16 protein-coding genes are annotated in these 21,414 nt (G+C 70.1%); 12 read left to right on the top strand and 4 right to left on the bottom strand.

Annotated elements, in window-relative coordinates; genetic code table 11:
- Window positions 1–67: 67 nt before the first annotated feature.
- Together P3F85_RS02210 and P3F85_RS02205 are read left to right on the top strand one after the other, a co-directional pair.
- Complete coding sequence (locus P3F85_RS02210; RefSeq protein WP_374009633.1) at window positions 68–4,828, top strand: DEAD/DEAH box helicase; 4,761 nt, start codon at window positions 68–70, stop codon at window positions 4,826–4,828.
- Between the two features lie 45 nt (window positions 4,829–4,873).
- Window positions 4,874–5,650 carry a DNA-formamidopyrimidine glycosylase family protein gene (locus tag P3F85_RS02205; RefSeq protein ID WP_374009632.1) on the top strand — a complete coding sequence of 259 codons (777 nt, stop codon included), beginning with the start codon at window positions 4,874–4,876 and terminating at the stop codon, window positions 5,648–5,650.
- A 28-nt stretch (window positions 5,651–5,678) separates the two neighbouring features.
- On the opposite strand, the gene P3F85_RS02200 is transcribed toward P3F85_RS02205, so the two are convergent.
- Window positions 5,679–6,266 carry an NADPH-dependent FMN reductase gene (locus tag P3F85_RS02200; RefSeq protein ID WP_374009631.1) on the bottom strand — a complete coding sequence of 196 codons (588 nt, stop codon included), beginning with the start codon at window positions 6,264–6,266 and terminating at the stop codon, window positions 5,679–5,681.
- 77 nt (window positions 6,267–6,343) lie between these two features.
- Here P3F85_RS02200 and P3F85_RS02195 point away from each other — a divergent pair, with 77 nt between their 5' ends.
- The 3 genes from P3F85_RS02195 (at window position 6,344) to P3F85_RS02185 (ending at window position 9,397) form a co-directional block, all read left to right on the top strand.
- Window positions 6,344–6,886, top strand: a complete 543-nt coding sequence (locus tag P3F85_RS02195) for a hypothetical protein (RefSeq protein ID WP_374009630.1) — start codon at window positions 6,344–6,346, stop codon at window positions 6,884–6,886.
- A gap of 137 nt (window positions 6,887–7,023) precedes the next feature.
- Window positions 7,024–7,530, top strand: coding sequence for a MarR family winged helix-turn-helix transcriptional regulator (locus P3F85_RS02190; RefSeq protein ID WP_374009629.1), 507 nt, complete (start codon window positions 7,024–7,026; stop codon window positions 7,528–7,530).
- Window positions 7,531–7,660: 130 nt separating this feature from the next.
- Window positions 7,661–9,397, top strand: a complete 1,737-nt coding sequence (locus tag P3F85_RS02185; protein ID WP_374009628.1) for an LCP family protein — start codon at window positions 7,661–7,663, stop codon at window positions 9,395–9,397.
- 14 nt (window positions 9,398–9,411) lie between these two features.
- On the opposite strand, the gene poxB is transcribed toward P3F85_RS02185, so the two are convergent.
- A complete protein-coding gene (poxB, locus tag P3F85_RS02180) occupies window positions 9,412–11,145 on the bottom strand; it encodes a ubiquinone-dependent pyruvate dehydrogenase (protein WP_374009627.1) in 1,734 nt (577 codons plus the stop codon).
- Window positions 11,146–11,280: 135 nt separating this feature from the next.
- Between poxB and P3F85_RS02175 the strand changes: the two genes are divergently transcribed.
- Together P3F85_RS02175 and P3F85_RS02170 are read left to right on the top strand one after the other, a co-directional pair.
- Window positions 11,281–11,910 carry a ScbR family autoregulator-binding transcription factor gene (locus P3F85_RS02175; RefSeq protein ID WP_374009626.1) on the top strand — a complete coding sequence of 210 codons (630 nt, stop codon included), beginning with the start codon at window positions 11,281–11,283 and terminating at the stop codon, window positions 11,908–11,910.
- A 220-nt stretch (window positions 11,911–12,130) separates the two neighbouring features.
- On the top strand, window positions 12,131–12,511 hold the full coding sequence (locus P3F85_RS02170; protein WP_374009625.1) for a DUF3566 domain-containing protein: 381 nt from the start codon (window positions 12,131–12,133) through the stop codon (window positions 12,509–12,511).
- Here P3F85_RS02170 and P3F85_RS02165 read toward each other — a convergent pair.
- Window positions 12,492–13,097: a TetR/AcrR family transcriptional regulator C-terminal domain-containing protein gene (locus P3F85_RS02165; protein ID WP_382323201.1), complete on the bottom strand. Its 606-nt coding sequence runs from the start codon at window positions 13,095–13,097 to the stop codon at window positions 12,492–12,494. The genes P3F85_RS02170 and P3F85_RS02165 overlap by 20 nt on opposite strands.
- A gap of 57 nt (window positions 13,098–13,154) precedes the next feature.
- Between P3F85_RS02165 and P3F85_RS02160 the strand changes: the two genes are divergently transcribed.
- From P3F85_RS02160 to P3F85_RS02145, 4 genes are read left to right on the top strand one after another with little or no spacing between them, the layout of a single operon-like run.
- Window positions 13,155–13,835: a biotin transporter BioY gene (locus P3F85_RS02160; protein WP_374009624.1), complete on the top strand. Its 681-nt coding sequence runs from the start codon at window positions 13,155–13,157 to the stop codon at window positions 13,833–13,835.
- On the top strand, window positions 13,832–14,524 hold the full coding sequence (locus tag P3F85_RS02155) for an energy-coupling factor ABC transporter ATP-binding protein (RefSeq protein WP_374009623.1): 693 nt from the start codon (window positions 13,832–13,834) through the stop codon (window positions 14,522–14,524). Before P3F85_RS02160 ends, P3F85_RS02155 begins: the two co-directional genes overlap by 4 nt.
- On the top strand, window positions 14,518–15,126 hold the full coding sequence (locus P3F85_RS02150; RefSeq protein WP_374009622.1) for a CbiQ family ECF transporter T component: 609 nt from the start codon (window positions 14,518–14,520) through the stop codon (window positions 15,124–15,126). The genes P3F85_RS02155 and P3F85_RS02150 overlap by 7 nt, the downstream gene beginning before the upstream one ends.
- Window positions 15,126–15,446 (top strand): CHY zinc finger protein, encoded by a 321-nt coding sequence (locus tag P3F85_RS02145; RefSeq protein WP_374009621.1) that lies wholly within the window; start codon window positions 15,126–15,128, stop codon window positions 15,444–15,446. The genes P3F85_RS02150 and P3F85_RS02145 overlap by 1 nt, the downstream gene beginning before the upstream one ends.
- A gap of 89 nt (window positions 15,447–15,535) precedes the next feature.
- Here P3F85_RS02145 and P3F85_RS02140 read toward each other — a convergent pair whose 3' ends face one another.
- Entirely contained in the window at window positions 15,536–20,305 is a 4,770-nt protein-coding gene (locus P3F85_RS02140) for an ExeM/NucH family extracellular endonuclease (protein ID WP_374009620.1), read from the bottom strand.
- A gap of 152 nt (window positions 20,306–20,457) precedes the next feature.
- Between P3F85_RS02140 and P3F85_RS02135 the strand changes: the two genes are divergently transcribed.
- Window positions 20,458–21,345 carry a LysR family transcriptional regulator gene (locus P3F85_RS02135; RefSeq protein ID WP_374009619.1) on the top strand — a complete coding sequence of 296 codons (888 nt, stop codon included), beginning with the start codon at window positions 20,458–20,460 and terminating at the stop codon, window positions 21,343–21,345.
- The last annotated feature ends 69 nt before the right edge of the window (window positions 21,346–21,414 follow it).

Raw genomic sequence — 21,414 nt, 5'->3', positions numbered from 1 at the left:
CTGAGGGTTCTCCCCCGGTCCAGCCCGCGCCCCTCGCAGTGTCGGTGGCGGGGTGCAGGATGGAGGGATGGGCGATGTGCTCGATCGATTCTCCCCTGCGACCCGTGAGTGGTTCCGCGGGGCCTTCGCCGCGCCCACCCCGGCGCAGGAGGGCGCCTGGGAAGCGATCTCGCACGGCAAGCACGCTCTCGTCATCGCGCCGACCGGTTCGGGCAAGACGCTCGCCTCCTTCCTGTGGGCGATCGACCGGCTCGCAAGCGAACCGAGGCCGGCCGATGCCAAGCCCGGCACCCGCGTCCTCTACATCTCCCCGCTGAAGGCGCTCGGTGTCGACGTTGAGCGCAACCTGCGGGCGCCGCTCGTCGGCGTGACCCAGACGGCGAAGCGCCTCGGGGCGGAACCGCCGCACGTGAGCGTCGGGGTCCGCTCGGGCGACACTCCGGCGTCGGACCGGCGGGCGCTCCTCAGCAATCCGCCGGACATCCTGATCACCACGCCCGAGTCGCTGTTCCTGATGCTGACCTCGCAGGCGCGGGAGACCTTGACGTCGGTGGAGACGGTCATCGTCGACGAGGTGCACGCTGTAGCGTCGACGAAGCGCGGAGCCCATCTCGCGCTCTCGCTCGAACGACTCGACAGTCTTCTCGCGAAGCCGGCGCAGCGCATCGGGCTCTCCGCGACGGTGCGGCCGCCGGAGGAGGTGGCGCGCTTCCTCGGGGGTCGAGGCCCTGTGGAGGTGGTGGCCCCGCCCGCGGGCAAGCGCTTCGATCTGCGCGTGGTCGTCCCGGTCGAGGACATGAGCGAGCTCGGCACTTCGACGTACGCCAGTGAGAACTCGGGCGACGGTTCTCCGCCGCAGGCCGGTTCGATCTGGCCCCACGTCGAAGAGGCCATCGTCGATCGCGTGCTCGAGAACCGCTCGACCATCGTGTTCTCCAACTCTCGGCGGCTGGCCGAGCGCCTCACTGCGCGGCTCAACGAGATCTACGAGGAGCGCGTCCTCGGCGGCGCAGTCGACGACGCAGGCGCTCGGCGCGCCCCGGCGGAGTTGATGGGCGGCTCCGGCCAGACGCGCGGGTCGCAGGCCGTCGCCGACGAAGACACTCTCGTGCTCGCGCGCGCCCACCACGGTTCCGTCAGCAAGGAGCAGCGGGCGCTGATCGAAGACGACCTGAAATCCGGTCGCCTGCGCTGCGTCGTGGCCACGTCGAGCCTCGAACTCGGCATCGACATGGGCGCGGTCGACCTGGTCATCCAGGTGGAGGCGCCGCCGTCGGTGGCCAGCGGCCTGCAGCGCGTCGGCCGCGCCGGGCACCAGGTCGGCGAGATCTCGCGCGGAGTGGTGTTCCCCAAGCACCGGGCCGATCTCATCCACTCGACGGTCGCGACGGAGCGGATGGCGGCCGGCCTCATCGAGTCGCTCAAGGTCCCCGCCAATCCGCTCGACATCCTCGCTCAGCAGACGGTCGCAGCGGCGGCGCTCGAACCGATCGACGCCGACGACTGGTTCGATACGGTCCGGCGAAGCGCACCGTTCTCGACCCTTCCGCGGAGCGCCTACGACGCGACCCTCGACCTCCTCGCGGGCCGATACCCGTCGGACGAGTTCGCCGAGCTGCGTCCCCGGATCGTGTGGGACCGCGACACCGGCGCCATCACCGGGCGTCCCGGGGCCCAGCGACTCGCCGTCACGAGCGGCGGCACCATCCCCGATCGCGGCATGTTCGGCGTCTACATGGTGGGCGAGAAGGCCAGCCGGGTCGGCGAGCTCGACGAAGAGATGGTCTACGAGTCGCGCGTGGGCGATGTGTTCGCCCTCGGCTCGACGAGCTGGCGGATCCAGGAGATCACGCACGACCGCGTGATGGTCACCCCCGCTTTCGGCGAGCCGGGACGCCTGCCGTTCTGGAAGGGCGACGGCCTCGGCCGCCCGGCGGAGCTGGGGCGTGCGGTCGGAGCCTTCATCCGCGAGCTGAGCAGCGCCTCGCCCGCCGATGCCGAGTTGCGCTGCGTTGAGGCGGGGCTCGACGCCTGGGCGACGAACAACCTGCTGGCCTTCCTGCGCGAGCAGAAGGAGGCGACCGGGCACGTGCCGACCGACCGCACCCTGGTGGTCGAGCGCTTTCGGGACGAGCTGGGCGACTGGCGCGTCGTGCTGCATTCCCCGTTCGGCATGCCGGTGCACTCGCCGTGGGCGCTGGCCGTGCAGGCGCGCGTGCGTGAGCGGTACGGCATCGACGCGGGGGCGATGGCGGCCGACGACGGCATCGTGGTGCGCATCCCGGACACCGAGGCGCAACCGCCCGGCGGCGAGCTGTTCGTCTTCGAACCGCAGGAGCTCGACGACATCGTGACCTCGGAGGTCGGGGGCTCCGCACTGTTCGCCTCCCGGTTCCGTGAGTCGGCCGCGCGGGCGCTGCTGCTGCCGAAGTACAACCCCGGCAAGCGCTCACCGCTCTGGCAGCAGCGTCAGAAGGCCGCACAGCTGCTGGATGTGGCGCGCAAGTACCCGAGTTTCCCGATCATCCTCGAGACGATCCGGGAGGTGCTGCAAGACGTCTACGATCTCGGCGCACTGACCGATGTGGCCAAGCAGATCGAGCAGCGCAGCATCCGCATCGTCGAGGCCGCGACGGACACGGCGTCGCCGTTCGCGCGGTCCCTGCTGTTCGGATATGTCGCTGCGTTCATGTACGAGGGCGACAGTCCGCTCGCCGAACGGCGGGCGGCCGCCCTCTCGCTCGACGCGGGACTCCTCGCCGAGCTACTGGGGCGGGCGGAGCTGCGCGAACTACTCGATCCGCAGGTCATCGAGCGCGTCGAGCTGCAGCTGCAGCGCCTCGCGCCCGAGCGCCGGGTGCGTGGCGTGGAGGGCGTGGCCGACCTCCTCCGCCTGCTCGGACCGCTGTCGGTGGACGAGGTGTCCGAGCGGTTGGAGGGCGACGGGTCCGGTGGTGCCGGGACCGGCGGTGCCGGGACCGGCGCGATCGCCTCGGCCGACCGGCAGCCCGAGGCATCCGAGGCCGCTTCCGACACCGAAGGCACCGCCCCGCACGCCGACCGCTCGACAGCCGCTGCGCACCTCGCCACCCTCGTCGAGACCCACCGCGCACTGTCGGTCACGATCGCGGGCACCGAGCGGTTCGCAGCGATCGAGGATGCGAGCCGTCTCCGTGACGCGCTCGGGGTGCCCCTTCCGATCGGTGTCCCCCTCGCGTTCATCGAACCCGTCGACGACCCCCTCGGCGACCTGGTCAGCCGGTTCGCCCGCACCCACGGTCCGTTCGAGACGGCCGACATCGCGTCGCGGCTGGGACTCGGCACCGCCATCGTGCACGACGCGCTGCGGCGGCTCGCCCGCGACGGTCGCGTCGTCGAGGGCGAGTTCCGTCCGCATGCCCACGGAAGCGAGTGGAGCGACGCCGAGGTGCTCCGCCGGCTGCGCCGCATGTCGCTCGCCGCCCTCCGGCACGAGGTGGAACCGGTCGACACCACGACGTTCGGGCGCTTCCTGCCCGAGTGGCAGCATGTCGGCTCCACGCTGCGTGGGGTGGATGCGGTCGCCTCCGTGATCGAGCAGCTGGCCGGCGCCCGCATCCCGGCATCGGCGTGGGAGTCGCTGGTGCTGCCCGCCCGGGTCGCCGACTACAGCCCGGCCATGCTCGACGAACTCACCGCCACAGGCGAGGTCATCTGGGCCGGCGACGGCAGCCTGCCCGGCGACGACGGCTGGATCAGCCTGCACCTCGCCGACTCCGCTCCGCTCACCCTCGCGCCGGCATCCGACCACGAACCCGACGAGCTGCAGCGCGGCATCCTCGAAGCCCTCGGGCGCGGCGGCGGATACTTCTTCCGCCAGCTCTCCGACACTCTGGGGACCGAGCGCGGATCGGCGATCGACGACCCCGAGCTGGTCACCGCGCTGTGGGATCTCGTCTGGGCCGGGCGCATCACGAACGACACGCTCGCCCCTCTCCGGACGATGACGGCGGGTGGATCCGGGGCGCACAAGCGTCCGCGCCAGCCCACGCGAGCCCGCATGTACCGCGGGCGCGTCCCCACTCGTTCCGCCACGGTGACACGCTTGGGGCCGCCGACGGCCGCCGGGCGCTGGTCCCTTCTGCCGCAGCGCGACCTCGACTCGACCGTTCGCGCGCACGGGCAGGCCGAAACCCTGCTCGACCGTTACGGCGTGGTGACCCGCGGCTCCGTGATGAACGAGGGCACACCGGGTGGATTCGCACTCGCGTACAAGGTGCTGAGTGGATTCGAGGACACCGGCCGCGCCCGCCGCGGCTACTTCATCGAAACCCTCGGGGCGGCGCAGTTCGCCAGCGGAGCCACGGTCGACCGCCTGCGCTCGTTCGCACGCGATCACACTCAGCAGCGCCCCTACGAGGCGGTCGCGCTGGCGGCGACCGACCCCGCGAACGCGTACGGCGCCGCCCTTCCCTGGCCTGCCGTCCCCGGCGAGAGCGGAACCGGGCACCGTCCCGGCCGCAAGGCGGGCGCACTGGTGGTGCTGGTCGACGGAGAGCTCGCCCTGTACGTCGAGCGCGGCGGAAAGAGCCTGCTCTCGTTCGTCGCGGGCGCCGAGCCGTCGGCAGACGGCGGTGCGACTCCCGACCCTCAGGGTGCCGGCGGCGAGCCCCCGCTAGTGCTCCGGGCGGCCGCTCGCGCACTGGCCGGCCTGGTGACGTCGCGCCGTGTCGACAAACTCGCCATCGAGACGGTCAACGGCGGGTTCGTGCTCGGTTCACCCGTGGGTGATGCCCTCTCGGAGGCGGGCTTCCTCGCGACTCCGCGCGGATTGCGGCTGCGCGGATGAGCCCGGCCGTCCAGCAGAGCAACCGGCTGAGGAAAGGACGGCGGCGTGCCTGAAGGCGACACCGTCTATCAGGCCGCACACCGGCTCGATCGGGCGCTCTCCGGCCGCATTTTGACCGAGACCGACTTCCGCGTGCCCGCGTACGCGACCGTGGATCTCTCCGGGCAACGGATGGACGAGGTCGTCAGCCGCGGCAAGCACTTGCTGATGCACGTGGGTGACCACACCATCCACAGCCACCTCAAGATGGAGGGGACGTGGGAGGTGTACCCGCCAGATGGGCGCTGGCGGCATCCCGGTTACCAGGCGCGCGCCGTGCTTCGAACGGCCGAGGCGCAGGCGGTCGGCTTCCAGCTGGGGGTGCTGGAGGTCCTCCCCCGCGATCGGGAGGATGACGTGGTCGGTCATCTGGGGCCCGACCTGCTCGGCCCCGACTGGGACGCGGGCGAGGCGCTGCGGAGACTGTCCGCCCATCCTGAGGTTCCGGTGGCGGTCGCGCTGCTGGACCAGCGCAACCTCGCCGGCCTGGGCAACGTCTACGCGAACGAGCTGTGCTTCCTGCGCGGGATGCTTCCCACCCGTCCCGCAGGAGAGACGGACCTTGCGGCCGCCGTCGACCTCGGCCACCGCCTGATCACGGCGAACCGCGACCGCCCCCTGCGGGTCACCACCGGCGACACCCGTCGCGGCCGCAACACCTGGGTCTACGGCAGACGCGGCCAGCCCTGCCGACGCTGCGGCACGCCGATCCGCTCGGGCTCGCTCGGGCGAACCGAGCTCGAGGAGCGGGTGACATACTTCTGCCCGGTCTGCCAGACGTAGGCAGACCGGGCAGCGCCGGACGTGGGGACTAGGCCGCGGCCTCGTCCTCGTCGGCGTCGGCCGCGTTCCGCACCGACTCGAGCGCGGTGGACCACGACTCGAGCTGGTCGAACAGCGGGGTGAGAGCGGCGGTCTGCTGGTCGGTGGGCTTCAGCTGCCAGTTCTCGAAGTCGTGCGCGAGGCTGAGGCCCACGTGGGCACTGACGGTCGCGACCTGGAGCTGCGAGAGCACGAGCCGCAGGTGCTCGACGGCGCGGGCTCCGCCGAAGACGCCGTAGCTCACGAATCCGGCCGCCTTGTTGTACCACTCGGCGCCGACGTAGTCGATCGCGTTCTTGAGGGCGCCGGAGGTGCTGTGGTTGTACTCGGGAGTCACGAACACGTAGCCGTCGAACTCGGCGATCTTCGCCGCCCAGGACTTGGTGTGCTCGCCCGCGTACTGTCCCATCGCGGCCGGCATGGCCTCGTCGAGGTGCGGGAGGTCCCAGTCCTTGAGGTCGACCAGCTCGTACTCCACGCCAGCGCGCTTCGTGGCGTTCTCGTACACCCACCGGGCGACGGCCTCGCCGTTGCGTCCGGGTCGCGTACTTCCGATGATGATGGCGATCTTCGTCATGTCAACCTTCCTTTTGATGACGTGTCATCCTTTCACAACGAACCCGGGCGCGCGAGCATTCCCGCTAGGCTCGCCGCATGTCCGACGAGCGCACCGACCGCAGTGACGACATCCATCTGCCCGCCGATGCGACCGAGGACGAGCGACGGCAAGCGGGCGACCGCCTGCGCGAGCGCATCTATGTGACCTTCACCGCGCTCGCGATCCTCATGGCCATGAACAGCCACGGCGAGCTGGACTCCCCCACCGTGCTCTGGACACTGGTCATCTCGGTCGTCGGCGTGCTGCTCGCCGGGCTCGCCTCCGACCTCGTCTCGCACATGATCGTGCACAGCACCCTCCCGAGCGCCAAGGAGTTCCGGCACATGCTCGCGGTCTCATCCCGAGCCCTCGGCGTTCTCGTCGTTCCCCTGATCGCCGTCGGTCTCGCCGTGTTCGACGTCATCGCGGATCGCACCGGGATGACGATCGCCATCGTCGCGCTCATCGCATCCCTTGCCGTGATCGCCCGCATCGCCGTCGCCCGCACCGGGCTCTCGGGCTGGCGGCAGCTCGCCGCGCTCCTGCTCATCGTCGCGCTCGGTGTGCTGGTCGTCTTCCTCGAGGCGCTCGTCCACTGACGTCCGATCGCGCCTGGAGCAGGTCGCGCTCCCGCGAGATGCGAGCAGTGGTCGGAAAATCGCCGCGATAACCGCCACGACTCTCACTTCGGCGGAGCGGGTGGGCGCGAGTCCACCGGGCCGTGTCAGGATGGCGTATGGCCACCGTGCGCACCCGTCCCGATCCGCGGAAGCTGACGGACGACGAGCTGGAACTGTTCCAGGCCTTCCATCTGATGCGCCGGGGCTTCGACCGCACGCTCGACGCCCAGTTGCAGCACGACGACGGCATCTCGATCTCCGAACTCGAAGTGCTGATGGCCCTGACCCGATCGCCCGGGAGACGCCTGCGGGTACGCGACCTCGTGGATGCGACGGGCTGGGAGAAGAGCAGGGTCTCGCACCAGGTCACCCGGATGGTCGCGCGCGGCTTCGTCGAGCGCCAGGAGTGCGCCGAGGACCGCCGGGCCAGCTGGATCCACCTCACCGGAGAGGGCCGCCGCGTGGTCGTTCGCGCGTTGCCGAAGCACTCCGCGACGATCCGTCGCATCCTCTTCGATGCGCTGACGCAGGAGCAGCAGGAGCACCTGCTGGGCATCGCACACAGCATGAACGCGGCCATCACCACGGAGGACTGCGTTCCGCCCGACGAGTGCGACGACTGAAGGTTCTCTAAGACCCGACGCGACCTCTGCCCCCATTTCGCTGGGAACCGGAGGCGGATTGGCTGGCCATTCGTCGGGAACACCGGCGGAAACCAGGCGGTTCCAAGGCGCGGCCCCCTAGCGTTTCGGTGTGCGACGCCCGAATTTCCCCGCCTCCGGACCCGGAGCCGATGGCAGCGACCAGCAGCCACCTGCGACCGAGGTCTTCGGCCGCGCGCCGTCGGTCGACCCGCGCCGGCCGGTGCGCGCCACCCGTCCTGCCTCCGGTGTACCGACCGGTGGGAGCCCTGCACCGTTCGACCCGTTCGGGATGGGCGGGGATGCGCCGGGCCTCGGCGGCGACGGAGCGGGCCGTCGCGGCGGCGGAAACGGTAGCGGCACCAGCGGAAACGGCGGAAACGGCCGGGGCGGTCGCGGCGATAACGGCGGCGGCGGCCACGGCGACGACGGCACCGGTTCGCCTCCCGGCGGAACCCCACCGCGCAAGCGTCGCCGCGCGAAGCGCATCGTCGCCTGGACGGCGGCCGCTCTGGCCATCATCCTCGTGGTCGTCGGCGGATACGCCGCCTACAGCTACTTCCGTTTCGTGGGCGGTGTGAAGCACGTCGACGTGATCTCCAAGTCGGGCCACGACGTCGACGGCACCGACCAGAACATCCTGCTCGTCGGCGACGACCACCGGCCGGACAACGCGACCCAGGCTCAGCTCGACCAGCTGAGCACGACCAGCGACGGCGGCGGCACGAACACCGACACCATGATGGTGCTGCACATCCCGGCGAACGGGAAGTCCGCCACCCTGATCTCCCTGCCCCGCGACTCCTGGGTGGATGTGCCGGGTCACGGCATGAACAAGCTCAACTCGGCCTTCTCCCTCGGCGGCGGCGCGACCGACCCGACCAGCGGAGCCAAGCTGCTCATCGAGACCGTCCAGAACCTGACCGGGCTCAGCATCGACCACTACGTCCGCGTCTCGCTGCTCGGCTTCTTCACCATCGCGCAGGCCCTCGGTCCGGTGCAGGTCTGTCTGAACAATGCGGTCGACGACCCGTATTCGGGCGCGAACTTCCCCGCCGGGGTCTCCACCCTCAACGCCCAGCAGGCGCTGTCGTTCGTCCGCCAGCGGCACGGGCTGCCCCGCGGCGACCTGGATCGGGTGGTACGTCAGCAGTACTTCCTCTCGGTCGAGGCGCACAAGTTCCTCTCGGCCGGAACGCTGCTCAATCCGGGCAAGCTGTCGAACGCGCTGGATGCGGTGAGCGGCTCGCTCGAGACCGACCCGGGCCTCAACTTCCTCCAGCTCGGAGCGCAGCTGCAAGGGCTGACCGGGGGCAAGATCCAGTCGGCGACGATCCCCATCTCTGGCACGCCGACGATCACGGTCGACGGGAACGACCTGTCCATCGTCGAAGTGGACACGGCCGCGATGCCCGCGTTCATCCAGAGCCTGATGGGCACACCGACCGCCTACGACAACGCGAAGGCGGCCTCGCCCGCCGAGACGACGGTCACGGTGCTGAACGGCGGCAGCGCGAACGGCGCAGCCACCACGGCCACGCAGACCCTCGCGGCCGCCGGGTTCAAGACCGGCACCCCGGGCGACGCGGACACCCGCGCCACCACCGTGATCCAGTACAAGTCCGGACAGGAGGCGCAGGCCAAGGCCGTGGCCGCCTTCCTGCCCGGCGCCGCCGTGCAGCAGACCGACTCGGTGAGCACGGTGACCGTGGTCCTCGGCGACGACGGCATCATGCCCACCGCCCCGTCCGCCGCCGGCTCCGCCCCCGCTGCGCCCGCCGCCCCGGCCCCCTCCCCGACCCCCTCCGGTCCCGCCAGCAACTACAGCAGCCAGGTCTGCATCAACTAGCGGGCTGCGGGGGGTCAGTCGAAGAGGCGACGGAAGACGTTGGTGTCGGCGAGGTCGATGAGTTCGTCGCCGCGACCGCTCATGATCGTGCGGAGGGCGTAGAGGGTGAACCCCGCGACCTGCTTCGTCGTGATGGCCGGCGGGATGCTGAGCTCCTGCCGCGCGGTGACCACATCCACCAGCGCCGGGCCATCGTGGGCGAACGCCGCCCGCAGCGCCCCCTCCAGCTCGTCCGGCTTCTCGACCCGCTGCCCGTGGATGCCGATCGCCTGGGCGACCGCACCGAAGTCGGGGTTCTCGAGCCCGGTGCCGTAGTTGACGAACCCGGCCGCCTTCATCTCCACCTCGACGAAGTTGAGCGAGGAGTTGTTGAAGACGATGATCTTGACCGGCAACTTGTTCTGCCGCAACGTCAGCAGCTCGCCCATCAGCATCGCGAGGCCGCCGTCTCCGGCGAGCGCCACCACCTGCCGGCCAGGGAACGCCGTCTGCGCGCCAATGGCCTGCGGCAGGGCGTTGGCCATGCTGCCGTGGGTGAAGGAGCCGATCAGCCTCCGCTTGCCGTTCATGCGCAGGTACCGCGCGGCCCACACCACGGGTGAGCCCACATCCGGCGTGAACACAGCGTCGTCGGAGGCGAGTTCGCTGACCAGCCGCGCGACGTACTGGGGGTGGATGGGCGTGCGGTTACGGTCGTTGACCGCCAGATCGTCCAGGCTCTTGCGCGCCTTCGCGTAGTGGGCGACGGACGCATCGAGATGTTTGGTGTCGGTGCGCTCCTTCAGCAGTGGGAGCAGCGCCTCCGCGGTGTCCTTCACGCTCCCGACCAGCCCGAGGTCGAGCGGGACGCGCCGTCCGAGGTTCTCGCCGCGGATGTCGACCTGGATGATCTTCGCCTTCGACGGGAAGAACTGCTGGTACGGGAAGTCGGTACCGAGCATCAGCAGCGCGTCGCATGACTCCATCGCCCGGTAGCCCGAAGAGAAGCCGAGCAGTCCGGTCATCCCGACGTCGTACGGGTTGTCGTATTCGATGAACTCCTTGCCCCGCATGGCGTGGACGATCGGCGCTTTCAGCGCCGCCGCGACCGAGACGAGCTGCGCGTGCGCGCCCTCGGCGCCCGCTCCCGAGAGGATGGTGACCTTCTTCGCGCTGTTCAGGATGTCCGCCGCTGCGCGGAGCTCGGGATCGGTGGGCCGGGTGACGCGCGGCGAGAACGTGATCGGGGCGGACTTGCGCCGGCCCGCGCTCTCGGCGAGGAAGATCTCGCCGGGGATGACGACGACCGCGACCCCGCGGCGCTCGACCGCGGTCCGCATCGCGATCTCGAGGATGCGCGGCATCTGGTCGGCCTGGCTGACCAGCTCGGTGTAGACGCTCGCCTCGCGGAACACATCCTGCGGGTGCGTCTCCTGGAAGTACCCGCTGCCGATCTCGGCGCCCGGGATCTGGGCGGCGATCGCCAGCACCGGGACGCGGCTGCGGTTGGCGTCGTACAGCCCGTTGATCAGGTGGGTGTTGCCCGGCCCGCAGCTTCCCGCGCAGACGGCCAGCTCACCGGTGAGCGCTGCATCCGCCGACGCCGCGAAAGCGGCCGTCTCCTCGTGGCGGACGTGCTGCCACGTCATCGCGCCGCTGCGGCGGATGGAGTCGGTGAAGCCGTTGAGGGAGTCGCCGGGAATGCCGTAGACCCGCGTCACCCCCGCGTCCTCCAGGATTTCGACGATGGTGTCGGCGACGGTGGGCATGACAGTCTCCCTGCGATCGGGTGCTCGTGGATGCGCCGGGCGCGCCGCTTCGCAGGTCCGGCAGGGACCACGCTACGCCCCGAGCAGGAATCGTTCATCGTCCGGAGGGGAACTGTGCGTTAACGTGAGCCCATCATGGTCAAGCAGGTGAGAGCGCAGGTCACGCGCGACACGATCGTGGCCGGTGCGGCCTCGGTGTTCGGTCGCCGCGGGTACGGCCTTGCCTCGATCGCCGACATCGCCGAGGCCTCCGGCGTCACGAAGGGCGCGCTGTACTTTCATTTCCCGTCCAAGGACGACCTGGCGCGCGCGGTCATCGCCGAGCAGCACCGCCGCACGATGGCGGCCGCCGCGAAGGTACTGGACGAGGGCCGGCCGGGCCTGGAGACCATGGTCCTGCTGAGCGGTGTGCTCGCCCACCAGCTGCTGACGGATGCGGTCGTTCAGGCGGGCATCCGGCTGACGACGGACGTTGCATCCTTCGAGGAGCCGGTGACCGATCCGTACCGCGACTGGTTGCGCACCGCCGAGTCACTCTTCCGGCGGGCTGTTCAGGAAGGCGATCTGAGGGCGGACCTCGACCCGGGAACGCTCGCCAGCGTTATCGTCGCCTCGTACACCGGCGTGCAGCTGGTGTCGGAGACGTTCTCGCATCGTGCGGATCTGCTCCAGCGCGTCCGCGAACTGTGGGGCGTGCTGCTGCCCGGCATCGTCCCGGCCGACCGCCTCGGTCAGCTGCGGAGTCTGCCCGACGCGATCCGCTGAGCCCGCGCGGACGGCGTTCCGGCCGGCACCAACGCGGCCGCAGCGCCCCCAATCCGCTGCGGTCGCGCCGGCCGTGCGTACATTCTACCGTAGAACCGGACGATCGGTATGAAGTCGACGCACCCCCTTCGCTGCGTTGGCCGGAAGCGAGCAGGCGGTCCCGTAGACTTGCGCGACGGGGAGCGCCGGCGACGGCGACAGCGGTCTGGGGAGGAGTGGCATGTCGTCACGGGTCAAGGCGCAGAAACGGCGCGCGACGATGCGGCTGGTCTACATCGACTTCTGGTCGGCACTCAAGATGTCGTTCCTCCTGAGCATCATCGTCGCCGCGATCACGGTGGTGATCAGCCTCCTCGTCTGGTCCCTGATGGACAAGTTCGGCGTCGTCGGAGCGGCCACAAGCTTCCTCGAGGACATCGCCGGGGCGCAGGGCGCGAGTCTCGTCGCCGGGCTGACCTTCCCGAACGTCATGACCTTCACCCTGGTGGTCGCCCTGCTCGAGGTCATCGTGGTGTCCGCGCTCGGCGCCATCTTCGCCGCCCTCTTCAACCTGGCGGTGCACGTGGTCGGCGGCTGGAAGGTCACCTTCGGGAGCGACTGAGCTCCAGACCGCCCACCAGCAGTCCGACGCCGAACGCGAAGGCGCCCGCCGGGTCGTCCTCGTCGAGCGGCGACATCGGTCCGTCCGCCAGCACGCCCAGCGAGTCGTACTGGATGCGCTGCTGCTCGTGCGAGACGTGCCCGAGCACGAAGTGCAGCAGCGCAGTCGCGGCGCGACGCTGCGTCTCGGGGTCGAAGCCCCCGCGCGCGACGGCCCGGGAGAGCCGATCGAGGGTTTCAGGGGATCCCAGCCCGAGGGCCAGCGTGCTGGAGACGACCTCCGCGCCGTCACGGTACGACAGGAGCGAATCGCGCAGTGCGTCCGCCTCGGCGCGCACCGCATCCTGCCACGGGGAATCGACCGGCGACGGGGCGGCCCGGCGCGTGGACACGATGCGATCGGCGAGTTCGGCGAGCAGCGTCTGCTTGTTCGGGAAGTGCCAGTAGAGGGCGCTCGGTTGCACGTCGAGCGACGCAGCCAGCCGTCGCATGGTCAGATCCGGGAGACCGAGGTCGTCGAGGATGCGAAGCGCCGCATCGGCCACATCGTCGCGTGAGTGCCGGCGTCCGGTTTCGTTCCCTGCCACCTCGTCAGTATAGTGAACACCGTTCAGGTGAACACTGTTCAGGTAAGGATGCTCCCCGTGACCGATCTCTCATCGCCCGCATCGCCCGCGCCGGCGGGCCGTCGTCGCCGCCTCGACGCCACCGACCTCGCCCGCGTCGCCGTCTTCGCGGCCATCGTCGCCGTGCTCGGCCTGCCCGGCGGCATCAGCGTGTTCGGAGGGGTTCCGATCACCGCGCAGACCCTCGGCGTGATGCTCGCGGGTGCCATCCTCGGCCCCTGGCTCGGTGCGCTCTCGATGGCGGTGCTCCTGGCGCTCGTCGCTCTCGGGCTCCCCCTGCTCTCGGGCGGCACCGGCGGGCTCGGCGTCTTCGTCGGGCCGACCGCCGGCTACCTGTTCGGATGGATCGCCGGCGCCTTCGTGATCGGGCTCATCGTCCACGCGGGCCGCCGTAAGCCGGTGTGGTGGCGGACCCTTCTCGGGATGGTCGTGGGCGGCATCCTCGTCGTCTACGCGTTCGGGGTGCCCGTGACGAGCATGGTGCTGCGCCTGCCGCTCGACGTGATCGCGCGGTCGAGCCTCGTGTTCGTGCCGGGAGACGTGGCCAAAGCCGTGATCGCGACCGTCATCGTCACGACCCTGGTCCGCGCGTACCCGCGCGCGTTCCGGCGGAACTGGGCGAGCCCGGCAGTCACCACGACGGCCCCGGCCGACACCACTCCCGCCGCGCCGGAGCCGGCCGAGCCACGAGTCCCGTGACCCCGCGCGCCCTGCTGCTCGACGGGGTCGGTGTGCGTCTGGGCGACGTCGATGCTCTTCACAGCGTCGACCTCGACCTCGACGCGCGGACCGTCGCGGTCGTGGGCGAGAACGGCTCCGGCAAGTCGACGTTCGCCCGGCTGACCGCGGGCCTGGTGCCTCCCACCACGGGCGCGGCGCGCATCCTGGGTCTCGATCCGGTGCGCCAGGCGACCGAGCTGCGGCGGCGGGTGGCGGTGGTGTTCAGCAACCCCGACGCCCAGATCGTCATGCCGACGGTTGCCGAGGACGTCGCGTTCTCGCTGCGGCCGGACCGGCTCGGCCGCGACGAGGTGCAGCGGCGAGTCGACACGACGCTCGAGCGATTCGGTCTGTCCGCCCTGCGGGAGCGATCGTCACACGAGCTCTCCGGCGGACAGAAGCAATTGCTCGCCCTGGCGGGCGCGTTCGTCCGCCGTCCCGAGCTCGTGATCGCCGACGAGCCGACGACCTACCTCGACGCCCGCAACGCACGCCTCGTGGCCGAGCACCTGCTGGCGGACAGCGGGCACCGGCTGGTACTGGTGACGCACGATCTGGAGCTGGCCGCCCGGTGCGATGCGGCGATCCTGTTCTCCGGCGGGAGGGTGGAGGCGGTGGGCCGTCCCGCGGACGTCATCGCCGACTACGAGGCGGCGCTCGCGTGCTGAGTCTCTACCGGCCGGGGCACGGCATCCTGCACCGGATGCCCGCCGGTCCGAAGCTGCTGCTCATCCTGATTCTCGTCCTCGCCGTCTCGCTGCTGCCGTCCCGCTGGTGGGCGGCCGGCGTCGCCGCGGGTGTCGTCGTGGTCGTCTATGCGGCGGCTGGCCTGCACGACGGGATGCTCGGGATGCGGGAGCTCGCCCGGCAGACGGTGGCACTGCGCTGGCTGATCGTCATCACGGTCGCGCTCCAGCTAATCTTCCTGGGGCCGGAGGCGGCGGTCGCCAACACCGCGCGTGTGACGGCCGCCGTACTGCTCGCCGGGCTGCTGTCACTGACCACGCGCGTGAGCGACCTGCTGGATGCGGTGGAGCGCGGACTCCGCCCGCTCGACCGGCTGCGCTTCGACTCGGAGCGCGCTGCGGTGCTGCTGACGGTGACCATCACGACCGTTCCGGTGCTCGCGCGCCTCGCAGCGGAAGTGCGCGAGGCGCAGCGAGCGCGCGGCGTCCGGCCGGGCGTACGCTTCTTCGCGGTGCCCTTCCTCATCCTGTCGCTCAAGCACGCCGACCAGCTCGGCGAGGCGCTGTCCGCGCGAGGCGTGTGATGACGCGGCCGCGCGTGCTCGGACCGGTCGTCGACGACGAGACCCGGTGCATCCACTACCACTCCCCCCTCGACGTGGTCGCCATCCGGTTCGCGTGCTGCGGCGAGTACTACCCATGCCACCTCTGCCACGCCGAGGCGGCCGGGCACCCGGCCCAGCAGTGGCCGCTGACGAGCCGCGACAGCGAGGCTGTGCTGTGCGGCGTGTGCGGCGACGAGCTGACGATCGCCGAATACCTCGCGGCGGACCACTGTCCCCGCTGCGCTGCCCCCTTCAACCCCGGCTGCCGCCTCCACACCCACCTGTACTTCGAGACCTGAGCCTCCCAGCCCGCCAGCACAGGAAAAATGTCGCCGATCGGGGTGATCGGCGACATTTTTCCTGTGCTCGGCGGCTAGTTCAGGGGAGGTCAGAACCAGCCGAAGATGCGGTCCAGGAGGTCGAGCAGCCAGTCGAGGACCGGGATGCCGGTCGACGGCTTGTCCGCTTTGACCTTCAGCGTGGTCCAGCCGACCACCCCGTTGGACGCGTTCTGGACGGACAGCTTGTGCTGGCCGTTGCCCGCGTCCTTGGGGAGGGTCAGCTTCACGACGCCGTCCGCCGGGACCTGCACCCACCCGCCGCTGATGTTCTGCGGCTTCGAGTACAACCAGACCGACACCCACTCGCCGGCGTGCTGCGTGCCGACGGTGACGCGGATGGGGTCACCCGGGCGGTAGGTGTCCTTGTCGACGGTCACCGTGTCTTCGAGCGCCTTGGTGAGCGCCGACTCCTTGGCGGCCTTCGGGTCGGTCCCCGGCTTCGGGTTGGTGGGCGCTGCGGCGACCGACAGCGGGACGCGGACCGTCGTTCCCGAGTCCGGTGCGGTGAGCACGAGCGTGCTCGCCCCTGCCGCGTTCGCCGGAACCGTGAAGGTCACGGTCGCGTTGCCCGCGGCATCCACCGGGACGCTGCCGAGGGACACCGAGCCGTTCCACGAGAGGTCGAGCTTCGTGTTCGCCGGGCTGCCGAGCGAGGTGAGGTTCAGCTTCGACACCTGGAGGGTGACCTGCTGACCGCGCTGCAGCGTCCCGGACGGCACGCCGCTCACTCCCACGCCGCGCTTCTCGAAGCTGGGCGACAGCGGGCTGTTCTTCTGGATATAGCCGATCCACGCGTCCCGGTCGATGAGGCCCGAGTCCTTCGTGTTCGTTCCGGCGGCGAAGGCCCGGAAGTTGTCTCCACCCTGTGCGAGGAAGGAGAACGTCCCGATCCGGTAGGACTTCGCCGGATCGATGGGAGCGCCGTTCACGATGATGCTCGTGATGCGGTCCCCCTCCGGCCGGGTCGCGTCGTACGTGTAGCTCACGTTCTTCGACAGCCCGAGGTTGAGGAACGCCCTGCTGGGCACGTTGCCCGCGGCGTCGCGCTGCCACTGCTGCTCGAGCGCCTGCTTGAACTGAGCCCCGGTGAGGGACGTGGTCCACAGGTTGTTCACGAACGGCAGCACCGCGTTGGCCTGGGCGTACGTGACCGTACCGTCCGTGCCGTAGAGCAGGTCGGCGCGCAGCCCACCCGGGTTGACCACACCGATCTCGGCGCCGCCCAGCTCCTGCGAGGAGAGCGACGACAGCAGCGAGTCGGCCACCAGGTTGCCCAGCGTGGATTCGCTCATCCGGTCGTCACGCGCGCCGCCCAGGTAGGCGGTGGTGATGTCCTTCGTCACCGAGCCGACCTTCTGGTTGCCGATCACGGCAGCATCCGCAAGCGCCTTGTCGACGATCGTCTTGACCGCTGCGACCCGGGGGTAGGCGGCGACGAGCGCGCTGTCGGCGTCGGTCGTGCGGGCGACGTTGCGGGCGGTGTACGCGGTGACCGTGTCGGTCTCCGGGTCCACGGTCAGGGTGACCTGCCCGATGTTCTCGCCATAGCTGCCGGTCTGCACGATCGGTCGGTTCTTGCCGGCGACTCCCGGCACGGGAGCATCCCACGCGTACACCTTGTGGGTGTGGCCGGTGAAGATCGCCGAGACCTTCGCGCTCGTCTTGGTGACGATGTCCGCGAACGCGCCGCCGGCCGCCACCTCCTGGTCGAGCGTCGCACCGTCGGGCGTGCCGAAGCCGGCGCCCTCGTGGTACTCGGCGACGATCACGTCGGCCTCGCCGTTCGCGAGGTCGCCGTCGGTCAGTTCGCCGGCGACACGGTTGACCGCGGCCACCGGGTCCCCGAAGTCGAGCGTCGAGACGCCACCCGGAGAGACGAGAGTCGGGGTCTCCTGGGTCACAGCGCCGATGACGCCGACGGTCAGCCCGTCCACGTCGAAGGTGGCGTACTCCGGGAGCGCCGGGTCGGTCGTGCCCTTCTTGTAGACGTTCGCGCCGAGGTACGAGAAGTCGGCAGCATCCTTCACCCGGCCGGTGAGGTCGGCATAGCCCTTGTCGAACTCGTGATTACCCACGGCGCTCGTCTTCAGGTTCAGGGCGTTGAGCACATCGAGCGTCGGGATGTCCCCGGCCGACGCCGAGGCGAACAGGGAGGCGCCGATGTTGTCGCCGCTCGACAGGAACAGCGAGTTCGCCTCGCCACCCTCCGCGCGGAGCTTCTCGATTGTGCCAGCGAACTTCACGGTGTTGGCGTCGATCCGGCCGTGGAAGTCGTTGATGTTCAGCAGGTTCAGCGTCACGGGCTTGGCCGCGAGCCCGAGGCCCACCACGATCGGGTCGTGGTCGCTCGACCGGTAGGGGTCGGCTGCATAGAAGGACGTGACGTTGTAGTTGTAGCGGCTGTACTCCAGCGCGACCGACTCACCGGAGTTGATGTTCCAGACATCCGCGCCGGTGATGCCTGCGTTCAGCGCCGGCGAGGCGAGGACGTGGTCCAGCGAACCGGTCGTGCCGCCGAAGGAGTAGGTCGCCTTCGAGGTGCGCGTGCTGACCTGGTCGACGTAGCCCGCATCGGTGAGGACCTTGATCGGGTCCTCCTTCAGGTACGCGTTGAAGTCGCCGATCAGGAGGACCTTGTCGGTCTTCAGCGCGGCCTTCCGCTCGTCCGCGAACGCGACGAGAGCGTTGGCCTGCTTGATGCGGGACGCATTGGATGCGCCCTGCCCGTCGCCCTGGTCGGCATCCGCGCCCGTGCCGGAGCCCTTCGACTTGAAGTGGTTCACGATCGCGAGGAACGCCTGCGAATCCTTCTCGCCGATCTTCTTGAAGGCTTGTGCGAGCGGCTGACGAGCATTCGCAAATGCCGGATCGTCGAGGATCTTCGCATCCCCGACGGGAACGGCGTTCGCCTTCTTGTAGATGAAGGCGGTGCGGATGACGTCCTCCGTCGCCGGGAGCTGCGACGGCGACTTAACGTACGCCCACACCTCCGAGCCGGCCGCCGCATTGAGCGCTCCGACGAGGGTCGCCAGCGCCGAGTCCCGGCTCTCGCCGAAGCGTGCCGAGTTCTCGATCTCCTCGAGCGACACCACATCGGCGCCGAGGCCGTTGATGGCCGCGACGATCTTGTCCTGCTGGCGCTTGAGGTTCGCGGCGTTCGCGGCGCCCCGGGCGTCGCATCCACTGTTCACCGTGATCGGGTTGCCGTCGCGGTCGGTGTAGAAGGTGCAGCCGCTCAGCTGGTCGCCCGTGGTGGTGAAGTAGTTCAGCACGTTGAACGTGGCCAGGCGCAGGTCGCCGCCGACGTTCTCGGGAGCCGCGGTGCGGGTGTTCGTGAACGACACCGGCTGGACGGTCGCAGCGTTGGCCGGGGTGAGCTCGGCGGTCGGCTGGAACTTCCAGGCGTTGTTGCGGTAGTCGAGGATGACCGGCTTGGTGAACGCGACCGGCTCGCCGACGCGGACCGGGTTCTCCAGCGACAGGTATGGCAGCGGCTTCGACTTGTTGGCCGCACTGAGGAAGTTGGTGGACGCCCCGTCGTCGAGCGTGACCGCACGTGCGGCGTTGTCCGCGACGACAGCCGCGTACTCGGGCGAGCCCGGGCGTGCCGCTTCGGTCGGCTGCACGAGGGTCTTGTCCCCGGCGGCCAGGCCGATCTCGCCGTACTGGTTGGCGGAGTAGACATCGGTGACGGTGAACGCGCCCTGCGGTGCGACGAGCATCCCCTCGAGGCTCTCGCGCTGAGCCGTCGTGCCCGGGAGCCCAACCGTCGCGGGGACCGGGGCGGTGACCGTGGAGGCGTCGAGCTTGGTCACTCCCGTCGCCGTGATCTCGGTGAGGCCGTTGAACTCGCTTACCGCGCCGGTGACCTTCACGTAGTCGCCCGTGGCGACCGCTCCGGCGAACGACGAGCCGAAGACGAAGACCGCGTCGGATGCGGTGTGCGTCGCGAGGTCGACGGCGCCGCCGGTACCCGGCGTCTGCAGGTAGAAGCCGTTGAAGCCGCCGGTGGCGTACTGCGCGGTGACGACGCCCGTCGTGGTGACGGTCGTTCCCGCCTTCGGGCTGGTGTCGCCGGCGCCCTGGATGTCCGCGATCGGGGTGGTGTCCGCCGGGGTTCCGGGGTCGCCGGTTCCGGGGTCGCCGGTGCCCGGGTCGCCGGGGGTCGAGGCCGCGTTCTGCGGGGTGATGGTCGCGCTGAGGGTGAGGTCGGCGCTGTTGTCGTCCGTGTCCGCGGCGTTCGTGCGCACCAGCGACTTGACGTCCGTGTTGGCCGACGGCGCCGTGGCTTTCGCCTTCTCGAACGTGTTGGAGGTGCCGTAGCCGACCAGGTCGGCGACGCTCGGGTCGCCCGTGACCGAGCCGGTCGGAAGCGTGAGCGCCGACGCGGACTTCGCCAGGATCAGCGTGCCCGTGGTGCCACTCGGGTTGAGGGCGTTGCTCGCCGCATCCGGGGTCGGCAGGGCCTGGCCGTTCGCACCGTTCGACCCGCCGCCGACGAGGTAGTAGCCCTTGCCCGCGATGGATCCCGTGAGCGGCACGACTCCCGTCGCCGCACCTGTCCCGGTGGCCGGGCGGTACTGGAGGCTCCACCCGGTCAGGCTGACGGCGCTGTCACCCGGGTTGTAGAGCTCGACGAACTTGTTCGTGAAGGCTGCGCCGGCGCTGCCCCCGGACAGGTAGGCCTCGTTGATGACGACACCGGTGCCGTCCGTGCTGGCGAAGGCGGGCGTCGCGACGAAGGCGCCGGCGACGAGGCCGGCTCCTGCGATCGCGGCGGCCGCGGCGCGCGCCAGCCTGCCGAAACTGCGTGACATTGTTCTCCTCGGTCGGTGAGGTGCGGATGAGTCGATCGTCAACGTAGAGAAGACGTTGAACGGGACTATTGCTCGTGTGTGAACGTACAGAAAACTCGTTAGGGGGTAGACCGCTCATTTGAGCACCGATCGGGGGCGGCGGCGGATGCGCCATGATGAGAACCATGCGGATCGACGAGATCGCCCACTTCCGGGCCCTGGCCGCGGAAGGCCATCCGGCCCTCGCCGCCGAGACCCTCGGCGTCTCGCAGTCGACCCTCACACGCTCGCTCGCGCGCCTGGAGCAGGAGATGGGTGTTGAGCTCTTCGACCGCCGCCGGGGACACCTGGAGCTCAATCAGTACGGCGAGATCCTGCTGGCGCATGCCGTCCGCGCCGAATCGGAGCTCGAGAACGCCCGGGCACGGATCGAAGCGCTGCGCGATCCCTCGGGAGGGACCGTGTCGCTCGCGTACGTCTCCTCGTTCGGCGGGTGGCTCATCCCGCGCGTCATCAGCGAATACCGCGGCCTGTTCCCGGACATCCGTTTCGTGTTGCTCGGCGGCACGGCGGACACGGTCCTGGATGCGCTCCGCGACGGCGCCGCGGACCTCGCCTTCCTGAGCCCAGACCCGCGCGACCCGGAGATCGAGTGGAAGCCGCTCACTGCCGAGCGGCTCGTGCTCGGGGTGCCGGAGGCGCATCCGCTGGCCGGGCGGGACGCCGTGAGCGTGCCGGACCTCGAACCCTACGACCTGGTGGCGCTGCGCACGGGCTCCGGCCTCCGGCACATCGCCGACGCCTACTTCTCCGCCCACGGTGTGGTGATGAACCCCGTCATCGAGGTCACCGAGCTCTCGACCCTGCGGGGACTGGTGCGCGACGGGGTCGGTGTCGCGCTCATCCCGGACACACCCGCCGAGCCGGGCATCGTCGCGGTGCCGCTGCAGGACGAGGCGATGCGGATCATCGGCCTCGCCCGCAACCGCACCCGGTCCCAATCGGCCGCGGCGGAGCAGTTCGCCCGCTTCGTGCACGAGGAGCTCGACTCCCTCGGCTGACGCGCGGCCCAGCCACGTGACCCCAGTGCGGGGCGGTGCAGGACACGCCGTGTCATGGAAGTCGCACAG

The organism is Leifsonia sp. T36S-04 (assembly GCF_042465655.1).
Taxonomy (GTDB): Bacteria; Actinomycetota; Actinomycetes; order Actinomycetales; family Microbacteriaceae; genus Leifsonia.
The sequence above is the reverse complement of the archived record's forward strand: the minus strand, read 5'-3'. Positions and strand labels throughout refer to the sequence as shown.

What these genes read in the sequence shown, in the direction of transcription:
- P3F85_RS02145 (WP_374009621.1), top strand. Translation starts at nt 15,126, where the DNA reads ATGACGCGGCCGCGCGTGCTCGGACCGGTCGTCGACGACGAGACCCGG.
- P3F85_RS02170 (WP_374009625.1), top strand. Translation starts at nt 12,131, where the DNA reads ATGTCGTCACGGGTCAAGGCGCAGAAACGGCGCGCGACGATGCGGCTG.
- P3F85_RS02140 (WP_374009620.1), bottom strand. Translation starts at nt 20,305, where the DNA reads ATGTCACGCAGTTTCGGCAGGCTGGCGCGCGCCGCGGCCGCCGCGATC.
- P3F85_RS02210 (WP_374009633.1), top strand. Translation starts at nt 68, where the DNA reads ATGGGCGATGTGCTCGATCGATTCTCCCCTGCGACCCGTGAGTGGTTC.
- poxB (WP_374009627.1), bottom strand. Translation starts at nt 11,145, where the DNA reads ATGCCCACCGTCGCCGACACCATCGTCGAAATCCTGGAGGACGCGGGG.
- P3F85_RS02200 (WP_374009631.1), bottom strand. Translation starts at nt 6,266, where the DNA reads ATGACGAAGATCGCCATCATCATCGGAAGTACGCGACCCGGACGCAAC.
- P3F85_RS02175 (WP_374009626.1), top strand. Translation starts at nt 11,281, where the DNA reads ATGGTCAAGCAGGTGAGAGCGCAGGTCACGCGCGACACGATCGTGGCC.
- P3F85_RS02190 (WP_374009629.1), top strand. Translation starts at nt 7,024, where the DNA reads ATGGCCACCGTGCGCACCCGTCCCGATCCGCGGAAGCTGACGGACGAC.
- P3F85_RS02135 (WP_374009619.1), top strand. Translation starts at nt 20,458, where the DNA reads ATGATGAGAACCATGCGGATCGACGAGATCGCCCACTTCCGGGCCCTG.
- P3F85_RS02195 (WP_374009630.1), top strand. Translation starts at nt 6,344, where the DNA reads ATGTCCGACGAGCGCACCGACCGCAGTGACGACATCCATCTGCCCGCC.